The sequence below is a fragment of the Alkalibaculum bacchi genome (genome assembly GCF_003317055.1).
In the GTDB taxonomy this organism is placed as follows: domain Bacteria; phylum Bacillota; class Clostridia; order Eubacteriales; family Alkalibacteraceae; genus Alkalibaculum; species Alkalibaculum bacchi.
This window is the reverse complement of sequence record NZ_QNRX01000004.1, coordinates 151,316-169,538: the sequence shown is the minus strand read 5'-3', so window position 1 is coordinate 169,538 and position 18,223 is coordinate 151,316. Positions and strand designations below refer to the sequence as shown.

Genomic DNA, 18,223 nt, shown 5'->3' with positions numbered 1-18,223 from the left:
ATTTCAAAATTATATTTGAAAATATTGAACTCCTGATTCAAATATGAATTGATTTTTTTCGCCGCTTTGATTTTTATGAATATCATTTCCGATTCTCTCTGAGTGTCCCATCTTACCTAATACTCTTCCATCTGGACTTGTGATTCCTTCTACTGCGTAAAGGGAGCCATTAGGATTATATCGTCCATCATAACTTGCATTTCCTGATAAATCTACGTACTGAGTTGCAATTTGGCCCTTATCAATAAGTTCTTGTAAAGTGCTCTCATCAGCTACAAATCGTCCTTCGCCGTGAGACATAGGGATATTATGCATTTGTCCAAGTTCTACCTTATTTAACCAAGGAGAGCGTTTGGAAACCACTTTTGTCATAGACAATCGAGAAATATGTCTACCTATTTTATTATACGTTAATGTTGGCGCAGATTCGCCTAAAGGCCGAATCTTACCATATGGTACTAGACCTAGTTTAATCAGTGCTTGAAAGCCATTGCAGATGCCTAAAATCAAACCATCTCTCTTATTTAACAGTTCCATAACAGCTTCTGTAATATATGGATTTCTAAATATTGTAGCAATAAACTTACCTGATCCATCAGGTTCATCCCCTGCACTAAAGCCTCCTGGCATCATTAGGATTTGTGCCTCCGAAATTTTCTTTGCCATGTTCTTTAAAGATTCTTCAATATCCTGTGAATTTAAATTCTTAAAGACCATAGAGTTCACAGTTGCACCTGCTTTTTCAAATGCTTTGATAGAATCATATTCACAATTAGTACCTGGAAAAACAGGAATAAATACCCTTGGAGCGCCAATTTTTTGACCTTTATATACTCTTGGGCTGGTTTCAAAATGAAGAGTCTTTAAGTCACCTATTTCATCCTCTTTTATTGGATGAACCTTAGCAAGAGGTAACTCGTAAGCCTTTATTAAAGAGTCTACATCTATATTCTCTTTGCCTATTTTAATTAATTCTTCATCAACGGTCTCTCCTATAAGGGTAAATTGATTATCTAGTTGACCTTCTTTGTTGGCCTTTACCTCTACAAGGATACTGCCAATGCTTTTATCAAATAGCCTATTTACCTCAAAGGATTCATTTATACTTACACCAATTTTATTCCCAAAACTCATCTTAGCTAGAGCCACTCCAATGCCACCTTTTCCAATGGTCTTAGCTGATAGAATCACCTTTTGATTTATTAAGTTTTTAATTTTTGAGTACTTTTGTTTCAATTCCTCAAAGTTTGGAATTTCTTTCTCATCTCTTTTGATTTCTACTAGATAAATTTTTGAACCCGTTTGTTTAAATTCTGGAGATAATACGTTCTCCGCCTTATCTACTGTAACTGCAAAAGAGATAATAGTAGGTGGTACTGTCAAATCATTAAAGGTTCCGGACATGCTGTCTTTTCCACCAATGGCTGCAATCCCTAGAGCATCTTGCGCAAAGTAAGCCCCTAATAGAGCACTAAAAGGTTTCCCCCATTTAACAGGGTCTTTTTCCAATCTTTCAAAGTACTCCTGCATGCTCAATCGAATTTTTGTGTAATCTCCGCCCATGGCTACGATTTTTGCTACAGATTCTACTACGGAATATATACCTCCATGATAAGGACTCCACTCACATACTTCTGGGTCGTATCCATAGCTCATCAAACTACAAGTATTGGTCTCTCCTTTGAGGACAGGGATTTTTCCAGCCATACCTTCAGCAGGTGTAATAGCGTATTTTCCCCCATAAGGCATGAGTACAGATCCAGCCCCAATAGAACCATCGAACATCTCCCCAAGCCCTTGCTGAGAGCAAGCATTTAAGTCCTGTAATTCACTCATAAAAATTTCTTTTAACGAATCTTCATGATGATGATTTTCTACACTTTGATTTGGTGAGGCAATCATTACATCTGCGTATTGTTTCGCTCCATTTGTATTTAAAAACGCCCTGCTCAAATCAAGTATGACTTTATTTCTCCATTTCATAATCAGTCTGCCACTTGCTGTTACATCTGCTACTTTTGTTACCTCAAGGTTTTCCTCATGTCCAAAGGAAATAAAATCTTCTAAATCTTTTGCAGCTATGACTACTGCCATTCTCTCTTGAGATTCTGAAATTGCTAATTCTGTACCATCTAATCCTTCGTATTTTTTAGGCACCGCATCTAGATCAATATCTAAACTATCTGCAAGCTCTCCTATTGCTACAGAAACACCACCTGCACCAAAGTCGTTACATCTCTTTATGAGTTTCGTCACTTTAGGTTTTCGAAACAATCTTTGAATCTTTCTCTCTTCTGGTGGATTTCCTTTTTGAACTTCAGCTCCACATTGAGTTAAAGATTCTTCTGTATGTGCCTTAGAAGAACCAGTAGCGCCTCCGCATCCGTCTCTTCCTGTCCTTCCACCAATGATTAACACAATATCTCCAGGCAAAGGCTCTTCTCTCACTACATTTTCCTGTGGGGCTGCTCCGATTACTGCACCTACCTCCATTCTCTTTGCTATATATCCTGGATGGTAAATTTCGGTGACTTGTCCTGTTGCAAGCCCAATTTGATTTCCATAGGAACTAAATCCCTTAGCGGCTTCTTTAGATATCTTTCTTTGTGATAATTTACCTGGTATTGTCTCATCTATAGATTTTCTTGGATCTCCACTGCCTGTTACTCTCATAGCTTGATAAACATAACTTCTTCCTGAAAGGGGATCCCGAATGGCACCGCCTAGACAAGTTGCAGCCCCACCAAAAGGTTCGATTTCCGTAGGATGATTATGAGTTTCATTTTTAAACATTAAAAGCCATTTCTCAGTTTGTCCATCTACATCTACATCAATCTTTATGCTGCAGGCATTGATTTCTTCTGATTGATCCAAATCCTCTAACAAACCCATCTTCTTACACTGTTTTGTATTGATGGTCCCTAGGTCCATAAGGGTAATTGGTTTCTTTGTCTCAATGTATTCTCTTGAAGCTAAATACTGCTTTAAAGTGCTTTCTATCTGTTCTTTATAAGGACCTTCTTCAATTTGAATGTCTCGAATTTCTGTAAAGAAGGTAGTATGCCTACAATGATCAGACCAATAGGTATCAATCACTTTTAATTCTGTCACTGTAGGATTTCTTTTTTCATCTTTTCCAAAGTACTCTTTGACAAATAACATATCTTCTTTGCTCATAGCAAAGCCTTTTTCTTTTCGGTACTGTTCTAGTTCTTCATCATTAAATAAGATAAAGCCTTTTATTATTTCAATATCATTTGGTTCCTCTAAATCATCTGTCAGTTTATGAGGGATTTCCATAGATGCTTCTCTTGAATCTACTGGATTAATACAGTAGTCTTTTATTTTTGTAAATTCCTTATCTGAAATTTTTCCTCTTAACAATATTACTTTTGCCGTTTTTACTTTAGATCTTGCTTCAGGGAGGAGTATCTGTATGCACTGTGCTGCAGAATCTGCCCTTTGATCATATTGACCTGGCAAGTATTCCATAGCAAAAAATCTTTCTTCTTCTACATGTGGAAAATCTTCATCATATACCTTATCTACATTGGGTTCTGACAATATGAGCTTTTTAATCTGCTCATAAACAGAGTCTTCTTGAGCCACAAAATCGTATCTGTTGAGAATACGAAGTCCCTCTAATCCAATTATTCCCAGAGTTTCCTTTAACTCTGTTTTTAAATGTTTGGATTCAATATTAAATCCTTCGCGTTTTTCTACATAAACTCTTTTAATCTTTTCAGAACTCATGTTTCTCACCTCATTTATCTATTACCCTAATAATAAAATAAACGAACATTTTTTTCAAGTCTTTTATAAACATTCGTATATTTTTCTCTTTTGTTTCTTTTTTTATTTATGTTAATATGGTTGATGAGGTGAATTTTATGTATATTGAACATTTATCCCATAGCGGATTCTTAGTTGAAAACCAAGGAAATTACTTACTATTTGATCCTATTTCTGATTTTAGTATTCCGAAAGATTATAAGAGTATCATTGTATTCTCTAGTCACTCTCATCACGATCATTTTAGTCCAAAATATTTCGAAAGCTACTATCGTGATGAAAAGGCTCATTTTGTCTTTAGCAAGGATATTGAATCTAATATTGACAAATCTACCATAAAGAATTTGCACATTATGAACAATTATGAACAACTTAAAATTGAAGATATAAAAATTGAGTCTTTTGGCTCTACAGACATGGGCAATTCCTATTTTATTCATTTCTTTGAAGATACCCTCTTTCATAGCGGAGATTTAAATTGGTGGCACTGGAAGAGAATGAATGAAGATGAATTAAAAATAGAGGAAAGAGATTTTAAGAGAGAAATAAGTTTACTAAAGGATAAAATCATAAATTACGCATTCGTCCCAGTAGACCCTAGATTGGAAGAACACGGATATTTAGCTATTAACTATTTTATCGAGACCATCCATCCAAAAGTCGTAATCCCTATGCATTCCTTTGGAAAATACGATTTTTATAAAGATTTAGAACTCCATGTGAAATTAGGAGATAGTGCTTTGATTAATATTACTGCAGAAAATCAAAAAATTCTTTAGCGGAAAGCGGAAAGCTACCCAACGGGTAGCTTATAAAGACCATTGAGGATCGACCCTAGCACTGGTTGCTGGTTGCTGGCCGCTGGTAGCTGTAGTTATTCGTACATTTTATCGGCGTCATCTTTTGTCACGTGTTCTAGTAGTGCAGTTACTTTTACTTTAATTTCTTTTTCTCCTAATTGTATAGAGATTTGATCTCCTACTTTTAACTGAGTGCCTGCTTTGGCTACTTGTCCGTTTACTTGAATTCTTCCCCCATCACAAGCATCTTTCGCTACAGTTCTTCGCTTGATTAATCTGGAGTTTTTTAGAAATTTATCTAATCTCATGTTTTCACTTCCTTGTTTTAGGTGAATCTACCCTAGCCAACATACTCTTTTTGGCGGAAAGTGGAAAGCAGAAAGCAGCAAAAAACCTACTCACCAATGGGCAAGATTATGTTTAAAGTAGATCTCTGGGGTCTAAGATCCTTCACTACGCTCAGGATGACTGAAGCAGGAGCTAGGGCCTTTAGTACTCGCCTAAAGGCGAGTATGCTTTTCTTTTCAGCTTTCCGCTTTCCGCACTCCGCTTTTAAAAAAAAGCCGAGGAATCTCGGCTTTTTTTAAACTATTTATTGTTTACTGCATCTTTAAGAGCTTTTCCTGCTTTGAAAGTAGGTGCTTTTGATGCTGGGATGAGTAATTCTTCCATTGTTTTAGGATTTCTACCCATTCTTTCTGCTCTATCTCTTACTTCAAATGTACCAAAACCTACTAGAGAGATTTTTTCTCCGTTTTGTAATTCTTCGATAATTGTTTCTATAAGGGAGTTTAATACTTTTTCATTATCTTTCTTTGCTAGTCCTGTTTTTTCGGTTAATGCTGCAACTAATTCGGCTTTATTCATTGATAACCCTCCTTGATAATTTTACATATTTTTATTTCATTCAATGAGTTTCATTGAATATTAACTTTTTTTATCCTTCGAAAGTTCCCACAAAGAATCCATTGTTTCTAAATCACTTTCTTTTGGGCTTATTCCTTTCTCGGCTAAAGATTCTTCAATAAATTTAAATCGTCTTATAAACTTGTCCACAGTTTTGTGTAAAGCTTCTTCTGGATCAATGTGGAGTAATCTGCTGACATTGACAACAGAGAAAAGCAAATCTCCCAGCTCTTTTGTCATCTCATCATCGTTGAGTTTTTCCATAGCTTCTTTTAACTCTATGCTCTCTTCTACTATCTTGTCCAAAGCAGGCAATGGATTATTCCAATCAAAGCCAACATCAGCAGCTTTTTTTTGAATTTTTTCTGCTAAATAAAGAGAAGGCAGAGATTTTGGTACTGCTTCCATGATTTCATATTGATACTGAAAGCCTTTTTCTGTTTTCTTTAATTCTTCCCAGCTTTTGTCTATTTTTTTATCTTTATTGAAAATATGTGGGTGCCTATTGATTAGTTTTTGATTGATACCTTTTACTACATCTTTCAAATCAAACAAACCTTCTTCTTTTGCAATTTGGCAATGAAAGATGATTTGTAACAACAAATCCCCTAACTCTTCAACAAGATCATCTGGGTTATTTTTTTCGATGGCGTCTATGACTTCATAAGCTTCTTCGATAAGATATCTTTTAAGGGAATCGTGGGTTTGTTCTTTGTCCCAAGAACATCCTGTTGGACTCCTTAATTGCTCCATAACAGATAATAAAGTATTTATATGCTCTAATTTAGGTTTTTGAACAGGTGGAATATATACTGTAGTCAAATAGTCAATCCATTCAATTCGGTCTAACTGATATAATGGAATCTTTTCTATTTTTTCTCTGTTTTTCATACCACTTCCACTCAATACATATATTTCTTGTTCATCATCATAAATCTCTAAACATGCTAGTTTTACATCAGATGCTACAAAACGATCGTAAACTTGCGTGATGATATTTCCAATATTGGGATCTGGTGGATTTGTTTCTAGGGAAACAGCATTTAGCATTTTAAGTCCATTAATGGGGTCTATTCTTAAAGAAGTAATTACTACATCGAGAAAGCTCATACTGGAATGAATTTCAATATTCCCTTCGTCTTGTCTATTATCTAATATTTCTATTAGGATTTCAACTGTTTTCTCAGCAAATAATGGATGTCCCGGCACTGCAAAGACAATTTTTTGCTCTAATTGAGCTTTTTCTACTAATATAGCTGCAATTTTATGGTAAATTTCTTCAAATGTATCGGCATTCTCATATAAATAATCAAAACCCTCAATGGGTATTCCTTCTTGAATCAAATCTTCAATCAGAGGATGCTTTATCGTTCGAACATAGACAAGAGGCGCATTTTTCATAAGCCTATAAGATTCTAATGTCAAATGTTCCATATTCCCCGGTCCCAATCCAATAACATGAATCGTCCCCAATAGATCACTTCCTTTCTTTTCAAGGTGGTCTGTCGTAGGTTGCGGGCTTGTAGCTCCTTATAGTCGCTACAAACCTCGCCAACCTTGACAGGGGTAATACCACTCGATTTCTCTCGCCCTTCAGCCTAGACAAATCGGGTATTACTCCCAGGTGGTCAGCTTTAAGGTGGTCAGCAAAAGCGTATCTCGCCTATAGGCGAGATTGTTTTTGGGTAGGGCTTTCGAGCCCAAGCTCCTTCGCTGCGCTAGGATGATATTGGGCAGGAAGTAGGATCAACAAATCTTTTATTAACTCGCCTCTGGCGAGTATTGCCTTTGCTGACCACCTGACCACCTTATTTAATTATTTTACCAAACTTCGCGACAATCTTCCTACCCCCTGGCATAAGGGCTAGTTCTCCTTTTGTAATTCCTTTTATAAGAATGAGTACTGCAAAGTACACGATAGCACATAGTAATATGGCTATCAATACATTGATGCTGTTTGGTAAGAAATTGCTGAACAAATTGTAGATGTATACCCCAAATGCCCCCATAATACCAGATGCGATTAAAGGTTTAATAATGGTCTGACCTACATCAATCTGTATGTTGACAGTACGTTTAATGGCAATATAGTTTAAAATGCTTGTAACAGCAAAAGCTCCTATATTAGATATAACCATACCGTAAATATTAATACTTGGTATTGCCATTAAAATGTAATTAAGTACAAATTTGACGATAAGAGCAATAAACAAATTAAATACGGGAATTCTGAATTTGTCTAAGGACTGCAGCACACTTTGCAAAATATTACCCACCATAATAAATACTACACTATAAGCCAAATATCTCAAGATGGCTCCTCCGCTATGAGCTGAAGGAAACAATAGGTCAAAAATAGGCTGTGAATAGATGGATAATCCAACTGCGCATGGTAAGGAGATCAGCAGCATGGTGCGAATACCTAGTTCTGTTTTGTATCGAATAGATTCCATATTTTTTATGGCAAAAGACGCACTAATTGCCGGCACTAAAGTTAAAGACATCGCCGAGCTAAAAGTCAAGGGCACATTGATCATAGTTTGTCCTAAGCCAAAGTCGCCAAACAAAATAGTAGCCATTTTTTGATCTATTCCTGCTACTCCCAGTCTTGACACATAAGTAAAAGAGTTTACTAAGCCAAATAAGGACACAAAAGCAGAAGCTAAAGTTACTGGCACTGCGATATTTACTAATCTTTTTAGCAAAGCTCTATAGGATTCTCTTTTAAACTTTTTCTTAGACTTCTCAATAGGTCGTTTAAAATCTTTTAGAAATACATTCATAGCAAATAACAAGAAAATTGTAGTTGCAACAGCTGCAATAGAGGCTCCTGCAGAGGCACCACCTGCTCCTTGCGCTTGTCCATATTGATTCGTCAAATAGATACACAAACCAATTCCAAAGATTACTCTTACAAAGGATTCGATAATCTGAGAGATGGCACTAGGAGTCATCATCTGCATGCCTTGAAAAAAACCTCTAATGGCACACATAATCGAAACAAAGAACGGGGCAGCTGCAAGTCCAATAATGGCGTAATAAGTACCTTCGTCCCAATCGGCTATCTGAATAATCCAATTTGCACCAAAATACAAAAACGCACTAGATATACTGCCTATGACGATTAAAAGGATCATAGATAGCTTAAATACATTATATACTCCATAGTAATTCTTAACAGATGCTCTCTCTGCGATCATCTTCGATATCGCAACGGGAATTCCTACAATGGATACAGTTAATAACAGATTATAAATATTGTATGAATTGTAATACAAACCATAACCAAAGCTATCTAAGATACGGCCTATAGGTATTTTGAAAAACAATCCTAATAGCTTAGAAATGATGCCTCCAATTGCTAATATTCCTGCACTTTTTATATATGAACTCAAGGCAATCCCCCTCTTTTATAAGTTCTAAGTTCTAAGTTCTATTGTTCTATGTTCTATGTAAATGCCTTAAAATCACCTTTGGTGACTTTAAGTTTTACTTACAACGTAGAACTTAAAACTTACAACTAACAAAGGTAGTGTGGCACCCATCGAGTGCCATACTACCTTTGTTATTATATCACCTATTTTTTTGTACTCAATTCTTTTTTTGCATTCTCTATCCTTTTCGGTAATATTTTTTTAGTTTTTCTCCTCCAGGTATCATATCTAGATCTTCTTGTTTTATAGTATTTGTCAAGAACAAGGCTATTGTATAAAAAGGTATAGCTACTAAAACGATTAAAATAATTGCAATGCTATTGCTAAAATAAGCAAAGACAATATTTCCTAACAAAATCAAAAATATAGCCATAATTAAGCTAGACAGTAGCGGCTTTATAATAGTTTGCCATATGTTCATCTTATAACCGGCAATTTTTTTTAGTATTCTATAATTTAATAGGGCGATGACGCCAAAAGAAACAAAGTTGCTGATAACCATACCGTCAATATTTAGCTCTGGAATAGCCATCAATGTATAGTTTAATATAAACTTAATGATCGTTCCTATTACAATATCTTTCATAACTTGCTTGAATATATTCATTGCTTGTAGTATCGTCTGTAATGTTGCTACCATCATAATGAATAGAATGGAAAAAGAACTATAAGACAAGATATGCCCACCGTAAATAGAATCATTAAAAATCAAGCTAAATATTTGATCGGAAAATAAACTTAAACCTACAATACAAGGAAATCCTACCATGAATATAATTCTCATTGCAGACTCTGTTTTTCTGCAAATAGATGCCATATCTTTTCTCACGTAGGATTCTGTTATAGCTGGAAGAATTGCTGTAGATACAGCCATACTGATAGTCATAGGGATATTAATTAAGGTGCTGGCATTCGAGTAGTCTCCAAACATCTTTGTAGCGTCTTCAAGGGCAACCCCTGCAATAGCCAATCTAGGTGCATATGTAACGGAATTGACCATGCCATTGAGAGATAATAGTATAGACGTAATAGAAACGGGAACTGCTATAGACAAAAAGTTCTTTACGATGCTTTGCATACTGTCTATAGATTGGTTTGAATTTAAACGAACAGTATTTTCTCTCTTATATCTTGTGTAAGCAGCAAATAGAACTACTAATCCAACCGCCTCGCTTATAGATATGGCAAACGTAGCTCCACCAGCTCCTAATGAAGTATTATAGGTATTGGTCATATAATAACAAAGGGGCACTCCTACTAACAATCGGGCAAGGGACTCTGCTATTTGAGATTTAGCCGTAGGATCCATTTTATTCATACCTTGGAAGTATCCTCTAATAATACATACAAAGACGATGAACAAAGGTGCAAAGGACAAGCCAATTAAAGGATAATACGTATTTGGATCCCAACCTGCAAAAGCAATAAAGGACTTACCATAAAAGATAATAGTATAAGTAAAAAAGGCCCCTATTAAACTTAAGAGCACTGTCACTACAACCATAATCTTATTGATGGTTTTTGTCTGTCCTAAAGTGCGCTTTTCAGCAATCATCTTTGACAAAGTAATAGGTACTGCTGCTATAATAAAACTTAAGACAAAATTGAGCACAAAAAACGTATTATAATAAAGGCCCATGGCATAACTACCTAAAATCTTTGTTATAGCAGCCTTATAAAAAAGCCCTATAAAACGCGACAACAGCCCTCCAATAGCTAATATTCCCGCACCACGTATGTAGGAATTTCGTGACATATAAGTAACCCCCGTATATTTATGTTTTGGTTATCAATAAAACATACGCGGGGAAATAAAAAATATTCGTGAATTTAGCGGAAAGCTGAAAGCGGAAAATTATATTAAATTTTGTTATGAAGAGAAGTTTGGTTGTAGTAATTAGTTTGTAGAGATCCTTCGCTACGCTCAGGATGACTGCCGGAGAAGCTAGCGCCATAAGATCTTTCATTAACTCGCCTATAGGCGAGATACGCTTTTGCTGACCACCTGCTTTTACCTAAAACGTAGAACGTAAAAAAGCCACCTAAAGTGGCTTTTTTTACTGCTCCATCTGTTTCCCTAAGAAACTTGAGCCAATTTCTGCGATTTTTACTTCGTTATCGGTTATTTTAATATTATTATCTTCTGATAATAGTATTAAGGCTCCGATAGGATCTCCTTGAGCTACGATAGGAGATATAACACAAACAAATAAATCCTCATCTTCATCTACTAATAAAGTATATTCATTTCCTGTAGACTTGTCCCCTACGACAGTTCTTCGATTTTCTATTACCTTCTCTATCTGAGGACCAATCTTTTTGTTTAGCAAATTTTTCTTTGGTAAGCCCGAAATAGCTATAATATTATCGCGATCGCATATACATACTATATACTTGGCCATCTGAAATATAGACTCTGCATACTCTTGAGCAAATTTTCCCAATTCACCTATAGGAGAATATTTTTTTAAGATTACTTCTCCTTGTCGATCCGTATAAATTTCCAATGGATCTCCTTCTCTTATATGCAAAGTTCGTCTTATTTCCTTTGGTATAACTATTCTGCCTAAATCATCTATTCTTCTAACAATACCAGTTGCTTTCAAATTATTACCTCCTAATAGATACTGTTGTCTAAAATTTAGTATTCTATTAGATTGGTCTTTTTATTCAAATTTTTCTAATTTAACCTAATATCGTAATCTTTCATTTGACCTTCTATATAGTTTTTGTAGGCCTGATCTTTTGTTTCTTTTAGAAGATCTTTTTCCACTCTTTCCATGACTTGTTCATAGGGTATTGGCTCTTGAATATTTTCGTCATAAACGTAGATAATATGGTACTTTCCTTGACTCTCGAAAACAGAGCTCATTTCGCCTACTTTCGTAGAAAAAACAATTTCAGAATACTCTTTTTCATTGCTACTGTAGTATACAGTACCTAGGTCAGAAGCATTTACATCATTCTTATCTTCAAATTCTTTTAGAGCTTCTTCAAAACTTAAATCTTTCTTTTTAAGCTCATTATAAATTTTCTGTACCGTATTTTGGTCTTTAGCCTCAATATCCATAATGGATTTCATACTATAATTATAATACTTTATGTGCTCGTCATAATAATTTGAGATTTCTTCAGAGTTTACGGATATACTTTTCGTTATTTTTTCATATAATTTAGAGATGTATTCACTTTCTTTGGCCAAGCCTAAAAGATACTCATCAAAAGCATCTCTATCCTGGCCTTTTCCCTTTAAGAACTCATTATACTTTTCGTTACTTCCGTATAAGGAGATAATAGTCTCTATAAGAGAATCCCTTTGAGCTAAAGCTTCTTTTTCTTGTATTTCGATGCCCTCATTTTTTGCTACATCCACTAATACATAAGATTCTACCAGTTTGTTTATGAGTTTTTTCTCTAAATCCTTCCGGGTTTCACCGCTATTAGGAAAATCGTAGCCATTTATACTATAGCTTATTTCCGTCAAGACTAATTGCCTATTTAATTGTTCCTTTACGATCTTCTTATCATTGATTGTAGCTACAACCTCTGTATTCGATTTGCAGCCACTAATCAAAAGTAGAATTACTAGTACAAAGACAATCTGTGCTCTTCTCACCAGAGAACCTCTTTCCCTTAATTTAATACTTTCGGATAGGTTTTTACTTTGTATTCCTCTTTCAAATTATTAATAAAGCTCTCAAAAGGGTCTACGATTTTCGCGTTTTTAACATCCCCATCTTTTAAAATTTTATCTTTATAAGAATTTAATTTGGTATTCACTTTTTCATTTAATAGATTTTCTTTTATTTCATCCGTCTTTTCTCCTAAAGTAGGAAGCTCTACTATGTTTTTGTCATAAACATAAATGATGTGATAGCCGAAATCTGTTTTTACTACATCACTAATCTGACCTGGTTCTAACTCGAAGGCAGCCTTCTCAAATTCAGCTACCATTTTTTTATATCCGAATTCGCCTAAATCTGCAGCTTCTGATACCTCTTCATGATCTTGATACTTTTTTAAAGCGGCTTCAAAAGTATCTGCATCTTTTATTTCACCTTTAATAGTCTTTGCTAAGTCTTCTGAAGTAGTTAATATATGCTTAGCAGATACTGTACTCGTATTATAAGATTCTTTGTTCTCTTTGTAATAGGTTTCAATTTCTTTTTTTGTTACATTTGTATCTTTTTTGAAATTTTCACTTATAGCTTCCTCATAAAGTCTTGTTAAAGCATCTGATTTCGTTAGTTCATCGTACCTCGCTTCTGAAATATAATAACTCTTTAAATAATTTGTCACGTCTTCGCCATAAAAACTTTCAAATTGCGATTTTATCTCCTTTTGCTTTTCAGTGAGTGCTTTATCATCGATTTTTATGCCTTGCTTTTTAGCATCTTCTCGAACCAAATGAGAGATAGCCATTTGATTTTGCACTTGATTATAAGTTGATTTGATAGATTCTTCATCTGTAGGTAAACCACTACCAGTAGTCATATAGTAATTTAATTCTACTTGAGATAAATAATAGTACAATTCATCTTTCATTAATTTTTGGTCGTTTACAGTAACAGCAACCTTTTTCGCTTCCTCGCCGCTTTTAAAAAGCTCATCTGTATAAGTTTCGATAAAGGCATTTGCATAGTTTATATCTTCTGTATAGGTTTTAATGAAGTCTTCAAATTCTTCTTGAGTAAGATTTCGATCTGTAATAAATTTTTTATATTCTTCTTCTGTTTTAAAACCAGACTTCATATTAGAGATTGTGCCTTCTACTTGGCTTTGCACTTCTTCTGGGTCAATTTCAGGGTCTTTTTTTACCCCTTCTGCTTTTAACAAATCTATTTCAACTAATGTATCTAATAGCTCTTCCTTTAAAGTAGTAAGTTCTTTGTCTTTCGGCATTTCATAGCCATTTAGTTGATAAACCATCTCATAGTAAGTTAATAGCTCCGTAAACCTTTTTTTCGTAACTTCCCCATCCTTCGTCTCATATACGACTCTTTTCATATCTTGCTCAGGATTTACTTTGACCATATTACATCCGCTAAATCCCATGATAACAGCAAGTATGAGTGCTACTAGAGTACTCTTTTTCTTAATCAAATTGTTTCCTCCCTTAAATAGATTGATTGTTTAGGAACGACGAGGGCGTCATTCCCTACACTACAACTTTTCATCGTCCACTTCCCACTTTCCACTAAAATAATTATATCGAATCTTACTGGTTTTTAATAGCCTTAATCTTCTCTACAAACTCTTTTAGGCTAATGAGAACATTTCTGTCATGTACAGATTGTTTCAATATAAGACTTGTATTTCCAGATCGGTCCGTATTAAATTGTACAGGATATTCCTTAATTATTTCTTTAATCTCATCTATGCTTAAAAAGAAGCTATTTTCAAAGGTGAAGACGATCTGATTATTTATTCCTTTGATTTTGTCCATACCTAGACTTGAAGACATTTTTTTAATATAGGAAATATACAGAAGGTTTTGAACACTTTTTGGTAAATTACCATATCTGTCTTCAATATCTTCTTCAATTTGATTTAATTCCGCTTGGCTTTCAATACCAATAATTTTTTTATACACTTGGTATTTTTGTTTTTCGCTTTCCACATAGGTAGATGGAATATAAGCATCTACATCTAACTCGATTGTGGTATTGATTTGTATTGAAGTCTCTTCTCCCTTTAACTCTTTTACTGCCTCATCTAAAATCTTACAGTACATATCGTAACCAACAGTAGTTAAATGACCATGCTGTTTAGAGCCTAGCATACTGCCCGCCCCTCTAATTTCCAAATCTCGCATAGCTATTTTAAAACCTGAACCAAATTCTGTAAAATCTTTAAGAGCTTTCAGCCTTTTCTCTGCGATTTCACTAAGGGTTTTGTCCTTTCGATAAGTAATATAAGCGTAGGATAATCTATTTGAACGACCTACTCTACCTCTTAGCTGATATAGCTGAGAAAGTCCCATATGATCCGCATCCTCTATAACGATTGTGTTGGCGTTTGAAATATCAAGTCCCGATTCAATAATCGTAGTACATATTAAGATGTCGTATTCATGATCCATAAAGTCCATCATTATATTTTCTAATTTCGTCTCACTCATTTTTCCGTGAGCTATGGCAATCCTCGCCTCTGGTACCATCCTTGACACCTTTGCAACTATTGTTTCAATATCATAAACCTTATTGTAAACATAATAGACTTGACCATTTCTAGCCAATTCTCGATTGATGGCGTCTCGTATGAGTATTTCATTGTATTCCATGATATACGTCTGTACTGGCGTTCGATTATGAGGAGGTTCGTTTAGTATACTCATATCCCTTGCACCTATTAAGGACATGTGAAGAGTCCTTGGTATAGGCGTAGCACTGAGGGTTAAGACATCTATATTGGTCTTTAATTCCTTAATCTGTTCTTTATGCTTGACGCCAAAACGTTGCTCTTCATCCACGATGAGTAGCCCTAAATCATGATATCTTACATCTTTTGATAGTAAGCGATGTGTTCCAATGATAATGTCTACCTGATTTCGTTTTATATCCTCGATAATTTGCTCTTGCTGCTTTTTTGTCCTGAAGCGAGAAAGCATTTCTATGCGTATAGGATAATCTTCAAATCGAGCCATAAAGCTATTATAGTGTTGTTGTGCAAGGATGGTTGTAGGTACCAACATGGCAACTTGTTTATTATCCATAATGCATTTAAACGCTGCTCTTATAGCTACCTCTGTCTTACCATAACCTACATCTCCACAGATTAGGCGGTCCATAGGCATATCGGATTCCATATCTCCTTTTACATCTTCAATAGCCAGAAGCTGATCTCCAGTCTCCTCATAAGGAAATTTTTCCTCAAATTCCCTCGTCCAATTACTGTCTTTTGAAAAAGCATAGCCTTTTGCTTTTCTTCTCTTTGCATAAACTTCTAGCAATTCTTTGGCCATGTCCGTTACGGATTCTTTTGTCTTTTGCTTTGATTTCTTCCATTCTATACTACCCAATTTATTGACTTTAGGTTTTTTATCGCCAAAACCAATATAAACTTGTACAGAGTCCATTTGGTCTACTGGAATATAAAGCTTATCCCCTTTAGCATATTTTAAATGGAGATAGTCCTTTTTCACACCTTCAACTGCAATCTGCTCTATTCCAGCATATACACCAATACCATGAGTATCGTGTACAATATAATCTCCTACTTTTAAATCTGTAAAAGATTCTATTTTTTTCCCTTTTTTATTTTTCTTTTTCTTTTTGCTCTTTATCTTTTCCTTAAAGATATTTCGGTCAGATAAAACGACTAATTTGTCTTCATACAAGACGAATCCCTTTTCTAAAGACCCCTGTACAATATTTACTTTTTTGCTTAAGATATTTTCTTTTTGAATATAACCTTCTATGCTATAATTTGAAAGCATTTCAACTATATTATTGCATCTGCTCTTGTCTTGCCCAAGGATAAGGACAGTGTAGGCTTCTTTTTTCCATTGGGCCAATTGATCCATAAACTCGGGAACTTTTCCATAGAAAGAATAGACCTCTTTAGAATTCACTTCGATTATAGATTGTGGTTTAATAAAATTAAACTTCTTACTTAAGCCTTGAAAATCAATAGTCTTCTTATCCTGTAAAAAATCTTGTACTTGTTCAAAAGCAAAAAAGCGCTGAAAAAAATTAGGAAAGATTTCGCCTCTTTCCAATAAACTTTGAAAGTCTTCTTTTAATTGACTTGAAAAACTCTCAAATTGGTTATTAAATCGATCTCCTTCAAAAAATAAAAAATGAGTGTCTTGACTAAAGTAATGAATTAAAGAACATAGTTCCCCTTTGTAATAGGGTATTAATCCCTCTAGATTTTCTACTTGTCCATTGATGTAATTTTCTGTTAGATTTTCTAAACGTATCTCTCGTTCTCCAACCTTCTTCTTTGACTTCTTCATATCTTTCTGTAGCGAGTCATAAAGTTCCTGTTTTTCATAATCTTTAAACAGGATTTCATGAGCAGGTGAGAGCCTTAGTTTATCTAGTTTTTCCATAGATTGTTGGTTTTCTATATCAAACACCCGAAGGGAGTCAATTTCATCATCAAAAAATTCCACTCTAATAGGATTCTTGTCAATAATATTAAATACATCGACAATTCCCCCCCTAACCGAAAATTGTCCTGGATTCTCTACCATTTCGCAACGTTGATAGTCAAAATCTGTGAGCAATTTCACAAAATCATCCATTTCAATGATTTGCCCAACTTTTATGGTTTTAAATAATTTCTTGTATTCCTTTGGGGGCATTAATTTTTTAAATAAAGATTCTAATGGCGTAACGATAATTCTTTTTTTATGAGAAAGAATCTCATAAAAAGCTCGAATTCGATCATGAGTCAATTCTTTACTATGAGAGTTGACAAAATAAAAATGGCTCGGCTCAGAATGAAGAAAGATGGCAACTCCAGGAGAGATTTCATTAAGGCTTGTAGTGATTTTTTCCCCTTGTAGCTCATTTTCGCATATGAGAAGAATATTCTCTTTTTCCAGTAAATTTACTGCATAGACTAGGGCTAGCCCCTCATCAATATTGACTATTCCCACATGATCTTTACTATTTAGTTCCTCCACTAAGTGACTATAGGATTTTGTACTTTGTACTACATCTTGTAACAAATTCTTCATTTTTCACCTCTAAATACCACTAGCCCGGCTTTAAGAACCGGGCATAGGTGTTTCGTCTCTATACTATTTATTTTAGTAGCGTAGAGATTATTTTTGCTTATTAAATTATATTGCTTTACATATTAGCTTTTAACGATAGTCAAACAGAGTATGCATAAGTATTACTTTTTTATTCTATCATTCTATAAATGAATCATCAGACCTTACATACTGTATATTCTTGTAGTTAATTCGTAAAGATCCTTCGCTGACGCTGAGGATGACTGGGGTAGGAGCCCAGGTCTTTATCTCGCCTAAAGGCGAGTTTAGTTTTTTTCCGCTTTCAGCATTCAGCTTTCAGCTTTTTTGTTTTCCCCGTCCAACGAACCAACCATCCAACCAATCAAGCTACCTCACTCAAAGTCGAGTTGGGTTTTTCCGCTTTCAGCTTTCCCTTACCACCTGACCACCTTAAAACCTTAGAATCTCCTACGTCGATTCTGCGGTCGTGACACTCGCCAAATGAAAGCTTGCGCTTTCATTTACGTAGATATAAGATTCCTCAGCCAAATTAGCAAGCTATTTGGCTGCTACATCTTATATCTACAGCAAAAGCTCCGCCT

The 18,223-nt window shown here is 34.9% G+C and carries 11 protein-coding genes; 1 reads left to right on the top strand and 10 read right to left on the bottom strand.

The features are described from left to right. Positions 1 to 9: 9 nt before the first annotated feature. On the bottom strand, positions 10 to 3,753 hold the full coding sequence (locus tag DES36_RS04455) for a phosphoribosylformylglycinamidine synthase (protein ID WP_113920026.1): 3,744 nt from the start codon (positions 3,751 to 3,753) through the stop codon (positions 10 to 12). Positions 3,754 to 3,890: 137 nt separating this feature from the next. Here DES36_RS04455 and DES36_RS04450 point away from each other — a divergent pair, with 137 nt between their 5' ends. After that, the gene (locus tag DES36_RS04450; protein ID WP_170128170.1) at positions 3,891 to 4,571 is read left to right on the top strand and encodes an MBL fold metallo-hydrolase; all 681 of its coding nucleotides are present in this window, start codon (positions 3,891 to 3,893) and stop codon (positions 4,569 to 4,571) included. 95 nt (positions 4,572 to 4,666) lie between these two features. Here DES36_RS04450 and DES36_RS04445 read toward each other — a convergent pair whose 3' ends face one another. The 9 genes from DES36_RS04445 to mfd form a co-directional block, all read right to left on the bottom strand. After that, on the bottom strand, positions 4,667 to 4,900 hold the full coding sequence (locus DES36_RS04445; protein ID WP_113920024.1) for an RNA-binding S4 domain-containing protein: 234 nt from the start codon (positions 4,898 to 4,900) through the stop codon (positions 4,667 to 4,669). Positions 4,901 to 5,180: 280 nt separating this feature from the next. Continuing rightward, positions 5,181 to 5,459 (bottom strand): HU family DNA-binding protein, encoded by a 279-nt coding sequence (locus DES36_RS04435; protein WP_113920022.1) that lies wholly within the window; start codon positions 5,457 to 5,459, stop codon positions 5,181 to 5,183. Between the two features lie 60 nt (positions 5,460 to 5,519). Beyond that, positions 5,520 to 6,971 carry a bifunctional methyltransferase/pyrophosphohydrolase YabN gene (gene yabN, locus DES36_RS04430; RefSeq protein ID WP_113920021.1) on the bottom strand — a complete coding sequence of 484 codons (1,452 nt, stop codon included), beginning with the start codon at positions 6,969 to 6,971 and terminating at the stop codon, positions 5,520 to 5,522. 335 nt (positions 6,972 to 7,306) lie between these two features. Continuing rightward, a complete protein-coding gene (locus tag DES36_RS04425; protein WP_170128169.1) occupies positions 7,307 to 8,893 on the bottom strand; it encodes a putative polysaccharide biosynthesis protein in 1,587 nt (528 codons plus the stop codon). 217 nt (positions 8,894 to 9,110) lie between these two features. Further along, positions 9,111 to 10,688: a putative polysaccharide biosynthesis protein gene (locus DES36_RS04420; RefSeq protein ID WP_113920019.1), complete on the bottom strand. Its 1,578-nt coding sequence runs from the start codon at positions 10,686 to 10,688 to the stop codon at positions 9,111 to 9,113. Positions 10,689 to 10,989: 301 nt separating this feature from the next. Beyond that, positions 10,990 to 11,538: a stage V sporulation protein T gene (spoVT, locus tag DES36_RS04410; protein WP_113920017.1), complete on the bottom strand. Its 549-nt coding sequence runs from the start codon at positions 11,536 to 11,538 to the stop codon at positions 10,990 to 10,992. A 74-nt stretch (positions 11,539 to 11,612) separates the two neighbouring features. Continuing rightward, entirely contained in the window at positions 11,613 to 12,548 is a 936-nt protein-coding gene (locus tag DES36_RS04405; protein WP_113920016.1) for a peptidyl-prolyl cis-trans isomerase, read from the bottom strand. Positions 12,549 to 12,565: 17 nt separating this feature from the next. Continuing rightward, positions 12,566 to 14,035 (bottom strand): peptidylprolyl isomerase, encoded by a 1,470-nt coding sequence (locus DES36_RS04400; protein WP_113920015.1) that lies wholly within the window; start codon positions 14,033 to 14,035, stop codon positions 12,566 to 12,568. A gap of 115 nt (positions 14,036 to 14,150) precedes the next feature. Continuing rightward, positions 14,151 to 17,621 (bottom strand): transcription-repair coupling factor, encoded by a 3,471-nt coding sequence (gene mfd, locus DES36_RS04395; protein ID WP_113920014.1) that lies wholly within the window; start codon positions 17,619 to 17,621, stop codon positions 14,151 to 14,153. Positions 17,622 to 18,223: the final 602 nt, after the last annotated feature.